Below are 19,605 nucleotides of genomic sequence, written 5' to 3'. Positions count from 1 at the left end.
TGAAGTGAGCGGCTTTTGTGTTAGGAAAAGTGATAAAACGTTATAAAAAAGCACTCACGCCCACGCTTCAAACGGCGGATAAAATTTAAAATTTTTTGGATTTTTGATAAAAAATGCGGTAGTAAATTTGAAGCGGTGAGCTAAATTTACATTAGGCGGTTATGAGTGCATTTGTCATGCTTGTGGTTTTTGCAAATTTGCATAGATAAAAACAAAATTAATGCAAAAGCATACGCAACTAGATATACACTTTGCACGCTTGATGTTTAAGGCAGAGTGGATAAATTTCAAAATTTTGCGGTTTTTGGATAAAAATACTATTTTGCAAAGGCTAAGGTAGTAAATTTATGCTAGTGCCTATAAGTTGGCATCTGCTAAGCTGTAGTTTTTCGCTCAAATTTAATAAAAAGCAAAATTTCACACTTAGATCAGCAATCGTCGATAATGTAAAAAGTCCGCAATAGATGAAAAAGTAGGGCAGTTGATAGCGGATAAATTTTTAAAATTTGAGACCAACTGCTTGTTTGTAAAGGGCGCGGTAGTAAATTTGAGGTAAGCGAGTGAGTTAAATTTATGCAAAAAGCCTATGGGTGGGTATCTATCCTGCCGTGTTTTTGCCAAAATTTAATTGTAAAAAATTCCACGTTTAGTTTGGCAAGTACCGACGCTTTAGACTTTGCCTTGTGACGCAAAGCGTATATTTAAAAAAAACATAAGAGAATTACGCCAAAGATCGAATTCGCTTCGCCTTTTCTATAAATTTTTGGTGGCAGGCTTCTTGTAAATTTAATAGATAAAAGCAAATTTGATATCCGTACTTTGTCTTTGTTACAGCGTAAACCTTGCAGTATAGCTTTAAAAACCCAAGAGCAAGCTTATCCTTTTTCTTGTCAAAGCTCGAATTTAGCTCACTTTCCATGTTGCTTTTAGGGGCATACTCTGTATAAAAACAAAATTTAACACTCTCGGCAATCATCTGCACTTCTTATCGCCAAAGCTTAAATTTAACTCTCTCTTTTCATGATTTTAGCGGCAAAACTCGTCTAAATTTTATTGAGTGAAGCAAATTTCTTATAAAGGTCAGTGATTTTTGTAGTGCTAAGTCAAATTTATAAATTAAGGGAAAAGTTAAGAGCCAAATCCCATCTTTTTATCCTCGCCAAAGCTTGAGTTTAGCTCGCGCTCTATCGTGGTTTTGAAGTCCTCAAAGGTAAAAATCCCATCATCTTTTATCGCCACTTTCAATGCGGTGTTTTTTAGCACAAGGACGATCTGCGCGCCACTTAGGTTAAACTCAGCCAGCCTTTCAACGCTAAAGCCATCTTCAAAGCTCGCATTTTCAGGCAAAATTTTACGCCAAATGGCGAGCCTGCCGTTATAATCAGGCTTTTTAAACTCGATCTTATAGTCAAATCTTCTAGAAAATGCCACGTCAAGGCTTTGTAAGAAATTTGTCGTGGCGATCAGCACGCCCTCAAAGCGCTCGATCTGCTCTAAAAAGATATTTTGCATTTGATTGTGCATCTTCTCAGCCCCACTTGAGCTCTCCACTCTCGTGCTTAAAAACTGATCGGCCTCGTTTAGTAAGAGCACTGGCTCACTGCCGCTTTTTTTGCAAATTTCTTTGTAAGTATCAAAAATTTTCCTTACATTTTGCTCGCTCTCGCCGACATACTTGCTTAAAATTTTTGAGCAGTCAAAGCTTAAAATTTGCTTCTTTAGGCTCTTTGCAAGCCCAACTGCGCTCATCGTCTTACCAGTGCCAGGCTCGCCGTAAAAGATGATCTTGGCGTCTATGTTTTTTCTAGTTTTTATGCCCCAGCTGCTAAGTCTAGCAAGCACTTTTTTATCGACTTGCTTTAGTATCGTGCTTAAAAGCTGCTTTGTCTTTTCGTTTAGCACGACGTCTTCTAGGCTCGTTACTGGCTCAATGAGCTCAAAAATTTCTTGCTCTTTTACTAGGCTTTCGATCTTGATTTTCTTGCTGTTTTTGTCATTTTTTGGGTGCATTATGCTTTGCAAAATTTCTTCGTTTATAAAAAAGCTCTTGCTAACGTTGCCATAAGCGTTTAAAACCTCGTCGTAGTCGATTAGTGCGCCCTCGATGAGCCTTGAGCCATCCTCTAAAAGAGTGCGATTTTTTATGCGTTCAAGCTCGTCTTTGCTTATTAGCCCAACTAGCGTGTTTAGGTCGCGGCCGTTTTCAAAGTCGCCCGCGTACTCCTCTTTTAAAAGGGCTAAAAATATGATCTGCTCTTTTTCATCAAGCGAATTTTCTTTAAAAATTTGCTCTATTTTTAGGCTGATCTTGCTTAGTTTTACTCGCTCGTTTATGCGTTTTGTAAGCTCAGAAATTTGCTCGTTTATGCGCTTTTTAGCGTCATTTGAGCCACCTTCAAATATCGCAGCCTTTGAGTAAAGCTCTATCTTTAAAAACTGATCTTTTAAATACTCCAAATGATCTTCATAAGGCGCAAGCTCTGGTAAATTTATATCAGCATTGCCATCTTCTAAAATTTTTAAAAATGTAGCTGAGAGTGAAATTTCAGAGTGAAGTAGCGAAAGCAGCCCTTGGTTTGAGCTTTTTTGCGAGTTCTCTGGCATTTTAAAGAGGCCGTAGTTTTGTACTATCCAGCCGCTATCCAGCAAATTTTTTATAAATTTAAGGTATAAAAGCTGCTTGTCGTTTTGCGTGCCAAAAACGGCTCCAAGCAGCTCAAAAACGCTCATGCTAGCTGTGCCTTGCACGTAGGCTTTGCTTAGGTATTTTAAAATTTCTCCCTCTTCATCGCCACACTTTATAAGCTCGTAAATTTTACTTTTTTTAAGATCTTGGTTTAGAAAATCAAGCAAATACTTCACTAAATTTTATCCTTTATCTGCTCTTTTAGCACGCGTTTTAGTACCTTGCCAGTGGCGTTTCTAGGCAGTTCTTCGGCAAAATAAATACTTTTTGGAATTTTGAAATTTGCTAAATTTTTCTTTAGATGCTCTCTAACCGTCTTTTCATCAAGATCCATGCCATCTTTTACCTGTATGAAAGCTACGACCTCTTCGTCTGCGTGCACGTCTTTTACGCCGATGACTGCTGCAGCTTCAACGGCTTCTAGCTTATAGATGACCTCTTCGATCTCGCGTGGATAGATGTTTATGCCCTTTGATATGATGAGGTCTTTTTTGCGGTCAACGATGTAGATAAAGCCCTCTTCATCGATCTTGCCAAGATCCCCTGTCTTTAGCCAGCCATTTATGATGGTCTCATCAGTCACACCTGGCATGCCGTAGTAGCCTTGCATGACGCAGTCACCTTTTACGATGATCTCGCCGATCTGGCCGAGTGGAAGCTCCATCATCTCATCATCTACGATCTTAACCTCATAGCCATTTAGCGCAGGGCCTACACTTAGAAGCTTTTGCTTGTCAAATAAATTTGCTGCCACGATCGGAGAGCATTCGCTAAGGCCATATCCCTCAACGAGCGTTGCACGCGGGAATTTCACTCTAAAGTCATCGATAGTCTGCTTAGCAAGCGGAGCAGCGCCACTTACAAATAGCCTTATGCGGTTAAACCATCTAAAATACCAAGGAATTTTTGCCTTGCCAATGGCTGTATATATAGCTGGGATACCCAAAAATACGGTGACTCTTTTAAGTAGCGTCTGCTTTAGCACATTTGAAAATGGAAAAACTGATCTTACAAGCACCATCGAAGCGCCCGCATATATCGGCAAAAGCACCATCGCCGTTAGCGTAAAGCTATGAAACATCGGTAAAAATACGATAAATCTATCGCTTTTTTTAACTTTAAAGCGCTCGTGTGCGCCGACTAAATTTGATAGGATATTTTTGTAGCATATCATCGCGCCCTTTGGTTTGCCAGTGGTGCCTGAGGTGTAGATGATGTGCATGAGATCGTCTATTTTAGGGTATTTTGTGATGCTTAGGGTGTATTTATGATTTAGCGCTTCGCTGAAATTTACATTTTTTACAACGCCGTTATTTTCATAGCCATTGCTCATATCCTCTTTTGAAATTTGTGGAGTTGAAGAGAGATAAGCACTCTCGCCATACTCCTCATCAACGCTTACATAGTCGTCCTTTGAGGCACTTTGAAGTTTTTTTGGCGTTTGACCGATCCAGATTATTTTTCTTAAAATTTCAAGCTCACTAAGTGCTATTAGCTCCTTTGCAAGCGAGCTGGAGGCAAAGAGCACCCTTGCGCCGCAGTCGTTTAATATATACTCAAACTCATTTGTCTTTAAAAAGGTGTTCATCGGCACTGCGACCGCGCCGATAGCCGTGATGGCGAGGTATGAGATGATAAATTCTTTCGAATTTGCCACCGCCATAGCCACTTTGTCGCCAAAATTTACCCCACAAAGCTGCAAGTAAGCCGCCACTTTATCGACATTTTGCTTTAGTTCGTGGTATTTTAGCTTCTCTTTTTCATCAAAGATCGCTATCTGGTTTGGACTTTCTTTTGCTACTTTGGTCAAAATTTCATAAAAATTATTATAAGAGTATTGCATTTTTAGCCCTAGAAAGAGTATTTAAATGTCATTGCAGCTATCTGGACGCTACTTGCGTCAAATTCGCCAGACATTGAGCCAGTGCCAGTTTTTATATCTGTCGCACGTTTTTTTTCTCGGTGCTGATAGAGATAGCCTAGCCCTAGCTCTAAATTTGGCGTAAATTTATAGTTTGCCCCAAACGAATATGCCTGAGAGGTGGTGTTTGGAAGCTCCAAGCCAGTGTGCTCGCTGCTAGTTATATCCTCATCGTATGAAAAGCCAGCCATTAGTCTAAGTTTTTCATTTACGTCATAGGCAAGGCCTATCCTATATGTGTTTGTATCCTTTGCGTTTTTAACGACTGGATCGTCCATAAACATTTTAAAAGCAGGGTGGTGTGAATGAATAGCCGTCTTATCATCAAATTCAAAGTCATAATCTTTAAATTTAGACCAGTAAGTCCTCTCGAAAGCTAGCAAAAGAGTAAAGTCGCTAAATTTATATCCAGTCGCAAGCACTAGCTGTGCAGGCAGTGGGATCTCAGCTCTTGTTTTGCCATGATAGCTTATAGCTGCTAGCGGCGCGTTAAAATCAGCATCAGCGCTACCTTTAAGTTCTAAATTTACCTTCGAGCGGTAAGTCACTGCAAAGCTTAGCTCCTCGATAGGTCTATATGTAAGAGCGACGTTGTAGCCGTAGTTTATGCCATCACCTTGTATCTCTCTGTAGCCAAAATGCCCAAAGTCACTTGCTATCTTGCCCTTGCTATAAACGCCTCTAGCGCCCAGAGCAATGGCAAGTTTGTCATTTATGCGGTAAGCTACAGTTGGATTTAGCTCGACAACTTGTAGTTTAAACCTCTTGCCAGTAAAAGCAGTCTCTGGATCCTCCCACGAGATGCCAATAGCAGCAGGCACAGCAAGGGCTAGTCCAAATCTCCAGTTTTCATAAATTTCTGGCGTTACAAAGCTAAATGTGCCAGCTAGTGAGTCAAATTTCTTTGAGCTGTAGCTCTTGCCATCATCGCTTTTAAAGTCGATGGAATTTATATGAAACCAACCAAGCGTGCTTTCAAAATGGTGAAGCCCGTCTAAAAACATCATATTTGCAGGGTTAAAATAAGCCGCATCAGCCCCAAAACTAAAGGCTACATTACTAGCAGCAAGCCCCAAAGAATCAGTACTTTGCTCAGGGACCTTGTAACCCCCAGCATTTAATAAAGAACACGTCGCAACAATGCTTAAAAGCACTCTTTTCATAGCTTTTCCTTTTCTAGGTTTCTTAAAATTTTGATCTCATCTTCCCAAATACTCTCGTCAATCGTCTCTAAAATCAAGGGAATTTCGCCTATTTTATCATCATTTATTATATTTTCAAAAGCGCCAAGCCCAAGCTCGCCCTTACCAAGGCTCTCGTGCCTATCTTTTTTTGAGCCAAGCCCAAATTTAGCGTCATTTAGGTGCATGCCAGATAGAAATTTATAGCCTATCATCGCGTCAAATTCGCTCATCGTCTTAGCGTAAGCCTCTTTGCTTCTTAGATCGTACCCAGCGGCAAATGCGTGGCAAGTGTCGATGCAAACGCCAACTCTGCTCTTATCATCCACTCGCTCGATCAAATACGCCAGCTGCGCAAAGTCAAAGCCTAAATTTGAGCCTTGTGCGGCTGTGTTTTCGATGACAAGCTTTACGCCGCTTGTTCGTTTTAGCGCTTCGTTTATGCATCTTGCGATGTTATCTAGGCACTCATTTTGGCTTATTTGCTTTAGGTGTGAGCCAGGGTGGAAATTTAAAAGCTTTAGTCCAAGCTTGCTAGCTCGCTCTATCTCATCGATAAAGGCTTCAAGGGATTTAGCTCTTGCCTCTTTTTCTGGATGGCCTAAATTTATGAGGTAGCTTGCATGTGGCAAGACGTGATTGGCGCTTATGCCAGAGGCCTTTAAATTTGCTTTAAACTGCTCTATCTCGCCCTCGCTTAGCTCCTTTGCGCTCCACTGACGCTGGTTTTTTGTAAAAAGCGCAAAGGCATTTGCTCCTATTTTTACAGCATTTATCGGTGCGTTAGATACGCCTCCAGCCGCACTTACGTGAGCCCCTATGTATCTCATTTTAACTCTTTTATTATCACTTTTATTTTATTTTTGTTGTCGATAAATTTGACGTAGTTATCGCAAACTTCGTATTTTATAAAATAAGAACTTAGATCTTGTCTAAAGCCGCACTCTGTGGTGCTTAGACCTTTGCCGTCATAAATTTTTTGCCTTTGTAAAATCTCTTCAAAAAGACTCTCATAATGCGGCGCTAGAAAAAATTTCTCGTTAAATTCGGTCTTTTTAAAACAAGCGCTATTTACGCAAATTTTGTCCTTTATATTGATATTTGCGGTATTTACGCCAGAGCTATAAATTTGCAAATTTAGATCATTTTTATAAATGTGAAAAAATCCAACATCATTTATCTTTATCATCGGAGAAAATAAAGTGACCTGAAAAGCTTGTGAGCTTTGTGGCGTTTTAGTCGCAACACAGCCTGAAAAAATGAGAGCAGATAATAAAACAAGTGAAAATTTCTTCAACGATTTGTCCTTTTATATAAATTTAAGTTAAAAAATAATATAATCCCAACTTCATAACCGACCGTGGCCCATTCGTCTAGCGGTTAGGACATCGCCCTTTCACGGCGGTAACACGAGTTCGAGTCTCGTATGGGTCACCACTTCTAAAAGTCAAAATCTTATCCACATAAGCTTTAAAATCTAGTTAATCCAAATTTCAAGCTTTCTAAAAACAAGTTCTTAAATTTTCGTTTTATAAAAAGAGATCAAATTTCACGTCTAGCAAAATTTAAAAAGAGGTTTCTTGCAAGTATAAAAGCAAAAAGCAGTTAAATTTAGCCCTTTAAAAGGCTCTAAATTAACTGCGAAATTTACATCTGATGTGGCTTGCCTAGTAAAAATCCCTGCGCATACGAAATTCCAAATTTCTTTATATATTCTAAAATTTCTTCGTTGCTCACAAACTCAGCCACTATCTTATAGCCTTGTCTTCTTGCAAAGCTCACGATAGCCTCGACCAAAACCCTTGCGTTTTCATCGGTTGGTAGCTTTTTGATGATCGAGCCATCTATCTTGATGTTGTCTATATCAAGCTCTAAAATTCGGTAGTAGTTAGAGTAGCCAGAGCCAAAGTCGTCGATTGAGATTTTACATCCATATTTCTTAGCTCTTTTTATAAATTCATTTGCCATGCCGTAGTCGCTAAGCTCTTCGCTCTCTAGCATCTCAAAGCAAACTCTACTAGGATCTGGGCAGCTCTCTAGCTTTTCATCTAAAATTTCTCTAACACCTGGATCAGTTAGATCCGAGCTTGAAAGGTTGATAGAAAACGTATAGTCTGGATATTTTTTCACTAGATCAAAGGCTAGGGCGATCACTTTTTTTGTTATCTGAAGATAAAGTTGCGTTTTCATCGCGATCTCTAAAAACTCGCCTGGGTAGCGGACCTTGCCGTTTTGATCGACTATGCGCACCAAAACTTCGTAGTATTTAGCCTCTGTCTCATTTTCATGCACGTTAAAAATTCCCTGACACTCGACTATCACCTTGTCGTTTTCTAGGGCGTACTCGATGAGTTCGGTTATGAGTTGGTTTTTATAGTATCTCATCTCGATCGCGTCATTTTCTAAGTAGTAGTAGATTTCGTTGCCGCTATCACTTGCTTGTTGATTGGCTAGGATTGACTGCATTAGGCGGTTTGTTTGCGGTGTGTCATTTGACAAAGAGACGCCAAGAGTTATCTTGATGCCAGGTAGGTTTTCAAATTTACCATCTATCTCGATATTCATCCTGCTAAAGTTAAAATACTCTTTTATAAAGCCGATATCTCTAACGATGTCATCGCCTTGATACCAGATGTAAAACGCATCATCTTGAAACCTAAATAGCTCAGCATTTATAGAGTAGGTATCAACGCAGAGTTTTAGCGTATTTGCCACCGCTTTTAGCATGGCTTCGATGACCTTGTTTTGGTAGAAAAATCGCAGCATCTTATAGTTTTTGATGCTTATGCTGATCACAATTCCATCTTTTTTCGCCTCTATCATCTCAGTCAGAGCAAAATAGTTTCCAAAGCCAGTTAGCTTGTCGATTGAGGATTGAATTTTTATCTGCTCATTTTTTTGAGTTAGCTCAGCAAGTATATTAAATTCTTTTGTCCTATCAAGCTTTATAGCCATGTAGCCCTCTAGCTTGCCCTCAAAGAAAAATGGCGCAAAACGCACTTTTTCATAAATCAAATTTCCGTTTCTTGTTCTGCTTATCAGTTCTTCACTTTCCCAAGAGATATGGTTTTTTATAGCATTTTTTATCTCAGCGTAAAAGCTCTCTGGGTGCATATTTGATTTTAAAATACTAGGTGTTCTACCAATAAGATCACGCATCTTATAACCTGTTTTTGTTTCAAAAGTTTTATTGACATATAAAAATTTGTTGTTAGTATCACAAAAAATTACTGAGCTATATGCGGTATCTATAGTATCTTCTAAAAGTTTTATTTTTTTTAGATGACGTTTGATCGCTTTTGATTGATAAAAAAACAATATACATATAAATGTAAAACTTATTAGACATAAGAATTGGGCGATTACGACATTACGAAGCATTGTCATATGAGATGCAAGAGTGTATTCTCTAAAATTTTTTAAATTTTTCCAAAGTTCTATGTTGTTTGATTCTTCTGCTATTGTGTTTAGGCTTTTTGCAAAATCTAGTGCAAAAGAGGCTTTATCTAATATCAATATTGCCTTTGAATCATTTTTATAGAGATCTTTATATTTTTTTATTTGTTCTTCTGTTTGGTTTAATGTTGCTGGATTAATTATAGCTGTGCTTTTTATCGCATAAAATATTCCATTAAGTGGAGTAAATTTTTGTTCTGTATTTATTTCAAACTCGCTTGAAATTATATAAGTCGCCATAGACGAACTAGCATAGTTCGATCTATCTACTAGTCTTCTTTTTCTAGTAAAGTCATCATTTAAGTTCTTTAAAAACTTAGAGCTTTTTTCTGTTTGAAAGATTTGAATGAGACTATTTAATTTATTAAGTTTACTTAAATTGCTATCAAAATTTATTAGGTCTTTATTTACGTTATCATAGTTTAGACGAAGTATATTATTTTCTAGTGTAAATTTCAATCTATTGTTTATTAGTATAAGATTTAAAATAGTATCGTTAAATTTACCAATAATATTCATTGTTTGATTTACTTTATAAATGTAAGTCGCACTACATATAAATATTATTATTAAAATAATTAAGGCTTTTAAGAAAAGGTTTGCTTGTTTATTATTCATTTAATATCCTAGGCTTGCGTCCGTTTAGTGTTAGCAGAAATTGATAAATTTGTTCAATCTCTTCATTATTTAAAGCGTGAAGTAGTTGATGATAGCTTACAAAGCTTATGACCTCCTTTAGATCATTCATGTCACCACTACTTAGGTAAGGGGCTGTTCTTGCTACATTTCTAAGTGATGGTACGCGTGAAAGGCGTTTAATGTCATTGGCGTCTTTCAACCCAACACGTTGCATTAAATTTCCGCCTATATTTCTACCAGTGTGACAAGCTATACAGCCTACTTTCGTAAATAGCTGAAATCCTTTTTTTGCTTTTAAACTTATGGCATCATTATTACCTGCTAAATATTCATCAAAAGGAGAGTCAATACTTAAAACAGCTTTTTCAAATTCAACTAATACGCTTACTATATTTTCATAGTTTACTCCATCATTAAATGCACTCTTAAATAATACTACATATTCACTTATGTTTTTTACTTTTTCAACTATATCGTTTTGATTTGAATTTAGTTCATTTCTTGATATTATAGATTCGCTTACTTGTTCTTTTAGACTTCTGGCTCGACCATCAACAAAAAACATAAAATTTAAAGCAGCATTTAGCACGCTTGGTGGATTTAATACCCCCTTTTGACTAGTTAGAGACGAATTTGATCCACTTAAGTTCCAGTATAAGTTATGACAAGTTTCGCAAGAGTAGTTTTCTTTTGTGCTTAATCTTTTGTCAAAGAAGAGTTTCTTGCCTATGTAAGCCTTTTTCTCATCGTATTCTGATGAAAGCACAGGCTCAAAAGAGGTATTTGCTATCAAAGTACAATAAAACATCAGTAAACAAAATAAAATTTTTTTCACTAAAATCTCCATATCTTTAACTAGCTTATCATTATATCTTAAAATATCTTTTTGGATAACAAATTGATTAATTTGTAAATAAAATCATTAAAATAAGTGTTTATTTGCTTAAAAGAATGTATAATAAATACAAATTAGTTTAAGGAGTAAACATGAGAAAAGGTTTTTCAATGATTGAATTAATATTTGTAATAGTTATTTTAGGATTACTAGCTACAGTTGCTGTTCCAAGACTAACTGCAACAAGAGATGATGCTGAAATAGCTAAGGTTACAGCAAATATTCAAACCCTTCTCTCTGATTTAACTACATATTATACATCACAAGGTAAATTTTCTTCTGATATAAGCCAAATGACAAATGTACCATTAGAGATTGATGGTAATAATAAAAAAATAGCTGATATGACAGCTGCTGGCAAAAAATGTATAAAATTTACTTTGGTAGATTTTGTAACCGATACCGGTGATACCAAAGGAAAACCTGCTGTTATAAAAGTTGAAAAAGGAGCAAACCAAAACGATAGTCTTTGTCTTAAAATATTAGGCAATAAAGGTATCGAAAAATTATTAAATAATCAATTTAAATATATAAATGCAGCTGGTGTTGAAAAAGAAAGTGAAACTGGAGAATATCCTGTTAGCGGTCTTAGTGTAGCATTCTAGTCATTGCTCTAAGAAGTTTTTTACGGATAAAACTTATAATAAGTCTCTATGCCTAATATTTTTACAACTAATTATTGGGTTTTTAGTATATTGTTTTGTATTGTAATTAATAGAATTATTAGATAATCATCTAAATTTAATACACTGGATAAGAAGTATTTATTATAGTGTTAAAGATTATTAAATTATTTCAAAACGCAATAAAATATAGTAATTTAAGAGTTAAAGCCATTTTGGAAATACATAAAAAATTATAAAATTAAACACAAAAACTATTCTTTCCTTGACAAGAATAATATTTTTAGATAAAATGCGACTTTTTAATGAGGTAGTGGCATAAACTTACAAACACGACTCAGGCGGGGTGTAGCGCAGTCTGGTTAGCGCATCTGGTTTGGGACCAGAGGGCCGAAGGTTCGAATCCTTTCACCCCGACCATGTTAAATGGTGAGTGTAGCTCAGTCGGTTAGAGCATCAGATTGTGGTCCTGAGGGTCGTGGGTTCGATTCCCATCACTCACCCCATTTTGGGCGCTCGTAGCTCAATTGGATAGAGCGACAGACTTCGGATCTGTAGGTTATGGGTTCGACTCCTATCGGGCGCGCCACTTGAAAGACTTTATGCGCTCATAGCTCAGCTGGATAGAGCAACGGCCTTCTAAGCCGTAGGCCTCAGGTTCGAATCCTGATGGGCGTACCACTTATTATTGTTGTGCGGATGTGGTGAAATTGGCAGACACGCCAGACTTAGGATCTGGTGCCCCACGGCGTGGAGGTTCAAGTCCTCTCATCCGCACCATCTTTTTTAAACTCCATTTTTAAAATTATCAAAAACTCGATTTTCATTTGAATTTATCAAATTTGCTTATTTAAAATTTAGTAGAAATTTTCACTTATCAAACAATCTGCATTAAATTTATAAAATTTATAGATCAAATTCTTACGCCATTAGAAATAAATAGATAATAAAAACCTAGAGCAAGTGCGGTAGTGTCGAGGTTGCCGTTTTTAGTAACGTTTAAAGACGCGCGCTGGTGGGCTTGATGAACTATTTTGAGCCATTTTTGACGAATTTTATAACATACTTTTGGCTTAAACAAGATCAATCAGCGCGGGACAGAAAGATCTATTGGTGTAAATGCGAGCTTGATAGTTGCCTGTAAAATGGTGACAAGATGTAGGGTTTGTTTTTTTGCTAGTAGTGTTATTTGTGTCTTTTTGTGAGATAAATCAAAGTAAATATCTTGTTTTAAAGAGCTTTTTAGTGCCTGTAACAATAAAATATATGGTTGTAAAGCGTGGTACTATTTTCGAGTTTAAAAGCAAATATGTCATCTTAAGGAGCCATTTTCTCTTGCTGCTGTAACACTAAAATGAAAAAATGACTATGAAAGCACTAAATTTAAGCTATCTGAGAAATATCTTTCTTTTGCGGATTATATGCCGGCAATATTCTTGAAGGCTCGTGATAATAGAGGATAGCTATGGTTTGTATGCGCTTACTAAATTTGACCATAAATAGAAATTTGCGCCTAATTTTAAACATTTCTGGAGCTAAATTCTACTAGTAAATTTGTATCTTGAGCTAAATTTAAAGAGTAAAAACAGGGTGAATTGTGAATTTATGCTAGTAGAAAATTAGAAAATGGTTTCCTTGTGTCGCTTGCAGTGTTTTAAGAACTAGCGACAATGGAGTTGGTTGATTGCTCTTCTCTCATTAAATTTGACGAGAAAACTTAGCAGCACGAAAATTTACGGCGAAATTTAATCGCTTCAGACTTAAATCTAAAATTTTACTAGCAAATTTTTAGCCAAATTTACACTAACTTTGAAATTTACTCTGCAATCATCTTGAACCAAAAGCACTTCAGGGTAGCAGTTTGCCTTTTTTAAAGATATAGAAATTTGTTTGCTTAGTGGCCTTTTGATCAGGCGATAAAGCGTGCCTAAATTTGCAAAATTTAAATTTAGTAGTGATCATTTTGGTTTTATAGATAAATTCTAGCGCCAGTTGTTTTTAATAAGTGATATTTAGCGCTTTAGGGCAGGTTGATTGACTAACTATGGATCAAATTAAATAACAAGATAATTTTGATTAAAAGCAGCAAATGATCAAATTTAGCCCCCAAGCGAGGGCTAAATTTATATAAATTCTACAAAGATTGCAAAATTTTTGGTTTAGAAAATGCAGTGATTGGTTTGATCTCGCCTTTATATTTTTCTAAATTTACAAGGATTGTGTGTCCGCAGTTGCTTTGAGCGATGCTAGATGTGCCTTTGTCGCGAGTTAGGACATTGACGCAGCCGTGCTTGCAAAGGCTCTTTTCGCCTAGCACTTCAGGATCGTACCATGCACCCTCGCAGATGGCGATGACGTGCTCTGGGATGATGTCAGTGACAAGCGCACCAACTAAAATTTCGCCCCTGTCGTTAAATACTCTCACCACGTCGCCAGTTGCTATGCCTTTTGCTTTGGCGTCATTTACGTTTATTAGCATTGGCTCGCGTGCGCATACTTCAGCGTAGTTTCTGATTATTGAGTTATTTAGCTGTGAGTGGAGGCGGTATCTTGAGTGTGGGGTTGTGACGCTAAATGGATACTTTTTAGCCTTTTCGCTGCCAAGCCACTCAAACGGCTCGATCCAAGCAACGTGCGGTGCAAAGTCTTTGTAGCCAAATTTAGCGATAGTTGGAGAGTAGAGCTCTATCTTGCCAGATGGCGTGCCTAGGCGGTTTTTGTGAGGATTTTCTCTAAAAGCACTAAGCCTTGTGTAGTATCTGCTAGCTTCGTCATCTTGCTCAAATCTAACATATCCCTCTTTCCAAAAATCATCAAAGCTTGGCATCTTGACATTTATGCCTTTAGCTTGCTCAGCTGCGTCTGCGTAAAATTCTTTCGCCCAGCCAAGCTCATCTTTGCCCTCTGTAAAGACCTCTTCTCTGCCCCAGCGTTTGCAGATTTGTGAGCAGATCCAGTAATCGCTCCTGCTCTCGCCCATAGGCTCAACAACAGGCTTGTAAGCTACGATGTATTCGTTTGTAGGCACGCTTTGGTTGATGTCGTTTCTCTCGACTTCAAGGGCTACTGGCAAGACGATGTCGCTTAGTTTTGCTGTGCTTGTCCAAAATGGCTCAGCGGTTATTACGGTGTCAAATTTACGCCATGCTTTTACGGCGTTATTTACATCCTGATGCCTTGTAAACATCGATCCAGACGCCATGTAAGCCACTCTCATGTGTGGTAGCTTGATCTTTGAGCCGTCATAGTCTATCTCTTTGCCAGGGTTTTGCAAAGCCTCGATCGATCTTGAAGATGGGATGGTGACGTTTTTAAATTTCTTCCAAGGAGCGCCATCTACGTTGTCGTATTTCTCGCTGATGCTGGTGCTGATGCCTTTTAGCGACGGAGCGATCTTGTCTGTAGCGCCATTTGCGTAGTTGAGGTTAAACTCAAATCCAAGACCCTCTTTGCCTATCTGACCTAGCATCGCACTAAGTGTTACTATGCCCCAAAAGCTCATCTCGCCGTGATCTTGTCTTTGAAGCGACCTGCCTGCGATTATGACACTTGGCTCTTTTGCAAGTGCTGTTGCAAATTTAGCGATATCCTCAGCTTTTACGCCACAAATTTTGCTCGCCCAGTTGATATCTTTTACCACCTTGTCGGTTGTGCCAAGTAGGTAGTCTTTAAATTTATTAAAGCCAACTGTGTATTTTTTGATAAATTCCTCGTCATAAAGCTTGTTTTCATATAGATAGTGGCACATGCCAAGCATCATTGCTACGTCGGTATTTGGACGAACGATGATAGCTTCAGAGCCAAGGTATCTTGTGGTGTCGTTTTTAAAGACGCAAACGCTATAAGTTTTTATACCTGCCTCTTTTATCTTTTTGATGCCAAGATAGCCATCATGTGTTGTTGGCTGCCATGAAATTTGACCAGTTACAAGTGGGTCAGTGCCCCAAAATACAACATTTTTAGCGTTTTTAGCGATAGCCTCCCACTTTGTCGGAGCATCATAAACGGCGCTGTTGCCTAAAACGTGAGGCATGATGACAAGACCAGCTCCAGTTGAGTAGTCGCCGCTCTCTTCGACGTATCCGCCAAGCACTTTTAGCATCCTGTGACCAACAGTCCTACCCCAGCTGATCTTGCCGCTACCGCCCCACCAGTAACACTCGCCGTAGATGCTCTCAGGGCCATATTTGTCAAAATTTTCTTTTAAGGCTTTTGCTGCTAGATCAAGGGCCATGTCCCAGCTAACACGCACAAATTCCTCTTTGCCACGAAGCTCGCTCTTTGCTGCACCTTTTGCCTTTAGGTAGCTCTTTCTTACGTATGGATAGAGCACGCGGCTTTCGTTTTGGATGAGGTCTGGCAAGCTGTTGTTCATGGTATTTGGAAATTTATCGCCCTCAAATGGATCAACAGAGACGATTTGGTTTGAGTTGGTATTTGCCCAAAATAGCCCAAATCTATTTGCGCCAAAGGTTTTGTTTTGGTCAAAAATGGTCTTGCTCACGCCCTCTATCTTGTTTGCCTGCGCTGCTGTGGCAGCAAGTGCAGAAAATTTTATAAAATCTCGTCTTTTCATATTTTCTCCCTTATGAAAATTTATTTTACTTTTTTGGCATTGTGTTGTAGGTATTTAAGCACTAAATTTAGATCAGTTTCATCTAGTGCGACAAATTTAGCATCGACCATGCCAGATAAATTTGCTGGCCACTGAGCGGCTGTGAAGCTGTTTGGTTCATGCAGCCTGTGACATGCCGAGCAGGTCTCTTCGTAAATTTTCTTTGCCTTTGCGTAAAGCTCTTTTTTGTTGCCACCAAGCGCGTCATTTGGCACTTCATAAAGCCCATCAACTTGGTACCAAACCTCGCCGTAGTCATCTTCAAGATCTTTTACTTTTTTGAAATTTGTCTCGCTCTCGTCATCAAAAGCTACAAAAACTTCAGGATCTTCTACGCTTCTTTGAAGCTGAGCCAAGTAGTTTGCCGACACGACACCACTAACCTTGATCTTGCTCGTTTTATCGCCTTTTTCGACGACTTCAACTGGCGTTAAAACCTCGATCTTACCGATCATCTTGCCATCAAGTGTTATGTTCGCATCTTTTGCGATCACATCAGCACCAAAGGCAAGACTACATGCTAGCACTGGGGCTAAAAATAGCATTTTCATTTGACAATCCTTAAAAAAAGAAATTAAATGAATTTTATAACCAGCACGCTTAAAATTATATTGCTATATTTAGAGAAAAGTGAGTATTTTAGGGGATTTGAAAGGGATAAAGTAAATTTAAAGTTATAAAAATAGGGCGATTGCTCGCCCAAATTTACTTTAAGGATTATTTCTTCATCTGGATAGCAGTTTGTATCATCTCATCACTTGTAGTGATGCTTTTTGCACTCGCTTCGTAGGCCTTTTGCGTGACGATAACTTCGCTTAGTGCTTGACCAAGATCGACGTTACTCATCTCAAGCTTGTTTGCTAAAATTTGCGCCCCATAGACAGTCTCGCCAGCTTTGTTTTTGTAAAAAAATGGCTCGCCAGAGTTGGCTGTGGCTTCATAGAGATTGTCGCCAACCTTTGCCACGCCTTGATCATTTATAAAGTGATAAAGCGCTACTTTTGCCACGGGGAATGCTCGAGTGTTGTCGAAATTTGCCATGATGTTGCCGCGGTCATCGACGCTATATTTTGAAAGTAGCCCCTCAGCGTAGCCATCTCTTTTTATGTTGAAGTCTTTTCTAGCGTTTGCTGAGCTTGTCATGCCGTTATAAACGTCCGCATCGCCGTCGCCTTCGAAGTTTAAATTTACGGCGCCAACGCTTGTTAGTGTATTTGCGACAAGCCTGCCACTGCCATTAAATGTAAGCGAGCCCATTGCTGTGTTTTGCACGGCTCCGCTAGCGTCAGTTATCGTTGCCACCGCGTCCCAGATAGTCTGGTCGCCAGCTTGAGGGATCTGCTTGGTTAAATTTATAGTGACCAAACTCTTTGTACCGTCTGCGTTATAGATATCAGAGGTTAGTTTCTCTTTGTTTGGCACTTCAACGAGCGAGGTGACTTCAGCATTTACCTCTAAATTTGCAAAATCCATAAATTTAAGGCTCTTGTCGTTTATCTGCCAAGTGCCGTCACTCTCAAGCGTGGTTGAAAACTCGCTAAATTTACCATCGCCATCTTTTACTTTTACGACCACGCTGTCGCCAGCTTTTGCGCCAAGTGATGTGGTGCTTAGCGGGATCTGTCCGTTTAGTGAGATCGTCTTGTTTGTATTATCAAGCGTGTAGGCGTATTGGCTAGCATCAAGCGCTGTCGTTTTTTTATCTGTTATACGGCTTGAGTTTAGGTTGCCTTTTAGGCTGATGTTTGTAGTAGCCTCAGCTGGCATAAATAAAAAATGAGGCAGTGTTATGCCCTTTTGTGAGCCAGGATCGCCCAGACTTAGCTCCTCTTGCGAGACCGTGTAAGCTTGTGGGGCGCTTGAGGTTTGACCATATTTTTTAAGAGCGGTTGCACTTGGCGTGGTCGGAGTGAAATTTGCAAGCGTGCCAAGGAGTAAATTTCCCCTAGTATCTACTAAATTTCCAGCCGCATCTATGTCAAAAGTGCCTGTTCTTGTATAGTAGTTTTTGCCTGTTTTATCGACAACGCCAAAGAAGCCATCTCCGCCTATGGCAAGGTCAAAGTTGTTATCAGTGTTTTGAAAGCTACCATTTGACATATCAAGCGCAGTCGTTTGCTTGGTAGCTCCAAGTCCCACTTGATCGCTAGTTGGGCCACTGCCAGCCGAGACTAGGTTTTGGTTGATCAAATTTTTAAACTCAGGGATTGAAGCTTTGAAACCGACATTGTTTATGTTTGAGATGTTGTTTGACCAAACATCCATGCCAAAGCTTTGCGTCTTTATGCCGCTAACCCCGTTGTAAAAACCTCTCATCATGGCTTTTAGCCCTCGTAATATTCAGATACTTTATCCATTGAAACGTATTCGCCAGCTACCTTCATCATAGCCTTGCCATCTACAAATTTCACCGCCTCGACTGGGTAGTTGCCTACTTGTGTTTTATACTCTTTGCCATCTTTGCCAGTATAAGTCGCTGAAATGGTGTATGAGCCATTTGGCACTTGGTTGCCAGACGCGTCTTTGCCGTCCCAAGCTAGGTTATGAACGCCTGCATTTGTCTCATTTAGATCAGTTGTTCTTACGACTTGACCATTTGCATTTTTGACCTCGATTTTGCCATTTGCAAGGTCTGTCTTAAAGTAAAGCGCAAATTTTGCATCTTTTTTCTCATCTGTTAGTGTGACTGCATTTGAGCCAGTTGAAACCATCTTGCCAAGGGCTGAGATAGCGTAGGCATTTGCGTTTGATTTTAGCTGATTTACTAGCTCTTTCATCGCTTTGTTTGTATTTTCTTGCATCTCGACTGACGCTAGCTGGCTAGTTTGCGTTAGCATCTTTTCAGTATCCATAGGGCTTGTTGGGTCTTGGTGCTGAAGCTCTGTTAAAAGTAGCTTCATAAATGCATCTTTATCTAGCTGTCCATTTGGATTAGTTCCTGTGCTAGCTGCAGCGTCTTGTCTTGCTTTTGCCTTTTTCTCGGCATTTTTTTGTTGCGTTGTTTGTGTAGTTATATCTGAAACTGAAGCCATAATCTCTCCTAAATATATCTTGGTATTACTAGCTCAAGCAAGCTTTGTTCCGCTTGAGTGTTTTCGCTCTCGTCGCTTTGATTTGAGCTATATTTGTTCTTTGCTTGTTCTCTTTTTTCTTGTCTTTGGTTTTGATCTGAGAAATTCATTTCAAGCTCGGTAAATCCCATATTTACAAGGCTGTTTTTAAACTCAGCTTGGTTTTGTAAAAAGAGGTTCATCGTAGCTGTGGTCGAGCTAAAATTTACATGCAAGTTATTGCCGCGATTTACCATCGTGATCTCAACCTCGCCTAAATTTAGCGGATTAAGCGTGATGTTAAAGCGAGTGATCGGCGCTTTGTAGTTTTGCACCTGCTCTTTTAGCGTAGAAGAGAAGTTGCTAAGCGTCTCTTTTATCTCCGCCTTTGTTTGAAGCTGGTGTTTAGCGCTGTTTGCGATATCTTTTACCATTTGATTTAGCTCTGATTTATTGTCGCTGCTAAAGGTCTCCTCGCTTGGCTCAGCCTCGCTCATCTGCTCTCTTTCTGGAAAGAGTAGCGACTCAAGAGTTGGGGC

General features: G+C 38.9%; 13 protein-coding genes, 6 tRNA genes and 1 pseudogene. 7 read left to right on the top strand and 13 right to left on the bottom strand.

What is annotated here, in order from left to right:
* Nucleotides 1–721: 721 nt before the first annotated feature.
* From HMPREF1019_RS07305 to HMPREF1019_RS07280, 6 genes are all read right to left on the bottom strand, one after another.
* The gene (locus HMPREF1019_RS07305; RefSeq protein ID WP_009295067.1) at nt 722–976 is read right to left on the bottom strand and encodes a hypothetical protein; all 255 of its coding nucleotides are present in this window, start codon (nt 974–976) and stop codon (nt 722–724) included.
* Nucleotides 977–1,128: 152 nt separating this feature from the next.
* The gene (locus HMPREF1019_RS07300; RefSeq protein ID WP_009295066.1) at nt 1,129–2,862 is read right to left on the bottom strand and encodes an ATP-binding protein; all 1,734 of its coding nucleotides are present in this window, start codon (nt 2,860–2,862) and stop codon (nt 1,129–1,131) included.
* Entirely contained in the window at nt 2,862–4,529 is a 1,668-nt protein-coding gene (locus HMPREF1019_RS07295) for a fatty acid--CoA ligase (RefSeq protein WP_009295065.1), read from the bottom strand. The genes HMPREF1019_RS07300 and HMPREF1019_RS07295 overlap by 1 nt, the downstream gene beginning before the upstream one ends.
* Nucleotides 4,530–4,537: 8 nt before the next feature.
* Nucleotides 4,538–5,770 (bottom strand): OmpP1/FadL family transporter, encoded by a 1,233-nt coding sequence (locus tag HMPREF1019_RS07290; RefSeq protein WP_009295064.1) that lies wholly within the window; start codon nt 5,768–5,770, stop codon nt 4,538–4,540.
* Entirely contained in the window at nt 5,767–6,618 is an 852-nt protein-coding gene (gene nfo / locus HMPREF1019_RS07285; protein WP_009295063.1) for a deoxyribonuclease IV, read from the bottom strand. Before nfo ends, HMPREF1019_RS07290 begins: the two co-directional genes overlap by 4 nt.
* The gene (locus HMPREF1019_RS07280; RefSeq protein ID WP_009295062.1) at nt 6,615–7,085 is read right to left on the bottom strand and encodes a hypothetical protein; all 471 of its coding nucleotides are present in this window, start codon (nt 7,083–7,085) and stop codon (nt 6,615–6,617) included. Before HMPREF1019_RS07280 ends, nfo begins: the two co-directional genes overlap by 4 nt.
* A 65-nt stretch (nt 7,086–7,150) precedes the next feature.
* Between HMPREF1019_RS07280 and HMPREF1019_RS07275 the strand changes: the two genes are divergently transcribed.
* A tRNA-Glu gene (locus HMPREF1019_RS07275) sits at nt 7,151–7,225 on the top strand.
* A gap of 210 nt (nt 7,226–7,435) precedes the next feature.
* On the opposite strand, the gene HMPREF1019_RS07270 is transcribed toward HMPREF1019_RS07275, so the two are convergent.
* Nucleotides 7,436–9,169, bottom strand: coding sequence for a bifunctional diguanylate cyclase/phosphodiesterase (locus HMPREF1019_RS07270; protein WP_232210187.1), 1,734 nt, complete (start codon nt 9,167–9,169; stop codon nt 7,436–7,438).
* Between the two features lie 685 nt (nt 9,170–9,854).
* Nucleotides 9,855–10,718, bottom strand: coding sequence for a cytochrome-c peroxidase (locus tag HMPREF1019_RS07265; protein WP_009295060.1), 864 nt, complete (start codon nt 10,716–10,718; stop codon nt 9,855–9,857).
* A gap of 152 nt (nt 10,719–10,870) precedes the next feature.
* Between HMPREF1019_RS07265 and HMPREF1019_RS09850 the strand changes: the two genes are divergently transcribed.
* The 6 genes from HMPREF1019_RS09850 to HMPREF1019_RS07235 all read left to right on the top strand — a co-directional run bounded on the left by HMPREF1019_RS09850 (nt 10,871) and on the right by HMPREF1019_RS07235 (nt 12,181).
* Nucleotides 10,871–11,383 carry a type II secretion system protein gene (locus tag HMPREF1019_RS09850; protein WP_009295059.1) on the top strand — a complete coding sequence of 171 codons (513 nt, stop codon included), beginning with the start codon at nt 10,871–10,873 and terminating at the stop codon, nt 11,381–11,383.
* Nucleotides 11,384–11,743: 360 nt separating this feature from the next.
* Nucleotides 11,744–11,821, top strand: a tRNA-Pro gene (locus HMPREF1019_RS07255).
* A gap of 9 nt (nt 11,822–11,830) precedes the next feature.
* A tRNA-His gene (locus tag HMPREF1019_RS07250) sits at nt 11,831–11,907 on the top strand.
* A gap of 6 nt (nt 11,908–11,913) precedes the next feature.
* Nucleotides 11,914–11,990 (top strand) — tRNA-Arg (locus tag HMPREF1019_RS07245).
* A 15-nt stretch (nt 11,991–12,005) separates the two neighbouring features.
* Nucleotides 12,006–12,082, top strand: a tRNA-Arg gene (locus HMPREF1019_RS07240).
* Nucleotides 12,083–12,096: 14 nt separating this feature from the next.
* Nucleotides 12,097–12,181, top strand: a tRNA-Leu gene (locus HMPREF1019_RS07235).
* Nucleotides 12,182–13,535: 1,354 nt separating this feature from the next.
* Here the strand turns inward: HMPREF1019_RS07235 and HMPREF1019_RS07230 are convergent.
* From HMPREF1019_RS07230 to fliK, 5 genes and pseudogenes are all read right to left on the bottom strand, one after another.
* Entirely contained in the window at nt 13,536–15,977 is a 2,442-nt protein-coding gene (locus tag HMPREF1019_RS07230) for a molybdopterin-dependent oxidoreductase (RefSeq protein ID WP_009295058.1), read from the bottom strand.
* A gap of 20 nt (nt 15,978–15,997) precedes the next feature.
* Nucleotides 15,998–16,567 carry a membrane protein gene (locus HMPREF1019_RS07225; RefSeq protein ID WP_009295057.1) on the bottom strand — a complete coding sequence of 190 codons (570 nt, stop codon included), beginning with the start codon at nt 16,565–16,567 and terminating at the stop codon, nt 15,998–16,000.
* 166 nt (nt 16,568–16,733) lie between these two features.
* Entirely contained in the window at nt 16,734–18,335 is a 1,602-nt protein-coding gene (locus HMPREF1019_RS07220) for a flagellar hook-basal body complex protein (RefSeq protein ID WP_009295056.1), read from the bottom strand.
* 5 nt (nt 18,336–18,340) lie between these two features.
* The gene (locus tag HMPREF1019_RS07215; protein WP_009295055.1) at nt 18,341–19,048 is read right to left on the bottom strand and encodes a flagellar basal body rod modification protein; all 708 of its coding nucleotides are present in this window, start codon (nt 19,046–19,048) and stop codon (nt 18,341–18,343) included.
* Nucleotides 19,049–19,056: 8 nt separating this feature from the next.
* A pseudogene (fliK, locus tag HMPREF1019_RS10660) lies at nt 19,057–19,443 on the bottom strand (flagellar hook-length control protein FliK); the annotation flags it as partial.
* Nucleotides 19,444–19,605: the final 162 nt, after the last annotated feature.

This window comes from Campylobacter sp. 10_1_50 (assembly GCF_000238755.1).
Classification (GTDB): domain Bacteria; phylum Campylobacterota; class Campylobacteria; order Campylobacterales; family Campylobacteraceae; genus Campylobacter_A; species Campylobacter_A concisus_R.
Note: the sequence above shows the minus strand (reverse complement) of the source record. Positions and strands in the feature narration are given on the sequence as shown.

Coding starts and splice junctions, on each gene's coding strand:
- HMPREF1019_RS07305 (WP_009295067.1), bottom strand. CDS start 976: ATGATTGCCGAGAGTGTTAAATTTTGTTTTTATACAGAGTATGCCCCT.
- HMPREF1019_RS07295 (WP_009295065.1), bottom strand. CDS start 4,529: ATGCAATACTCTTATAATAATTTTTATGAAATTTTGACCAAAGTAGCA.
- HMPREF1019_RS07290 (WP_009295064.1), bottom strand. CDS start 5,770: ATGAAAAGAGTGCTTTTAAGCATTGTTGCGACGTGTTCTTTATTAAAT.
- nfo (WP_009295063.1), bottom strand. CDS start 6,618: ATGAGATACATAGGGGCTCACGTAAGTGCGGCTGGAGGCGTATCTAAC.
- HMPREF1019_RS07270 (WP_232210187.1), bottom strand. CDS start 9,169: ATGCTTCGTAATGTCGTAATCGCCCAATTCTTATGTCTAATAAGTTTT.
- HMPREF1019_RS09850 (WP_009295059.1), top strand. CDS start 10,871: ATGAGAAAAGGTTTTTCAATGATTGAATTAATATTTGTAATAGTTATT.
- HMPREF1019_RS07230 (WP_009295058.1), bottom strand. CDS start 15,977: ATGAAAAGACGAGATTTTATAAAATTTTCTGCACTTGCTGCCACAGCA.
- HMPREF1019_RS07225 (WP_009295057.1), bottom strand. CDS start 16,567: ATGAAAATGCTATTTTTAGCCCCAGTGCTAGCATGTAGTCTTGCCTTT.
- HMPREF1019_RS07220 (WP_009295056.1), bottom strand. CDS start 18,335: ATGATGAGAGGTTTTTACAACGGGGTTAGCGGCATAAAGACGCAAAGC.
- HMPREF1019_RS07215 (WP_009295055.1), bottom strand. CDS start 19,048: ATGGCTTCAGTTTCAGATATAACTACACAAACAACGCAACAAAAAAAT.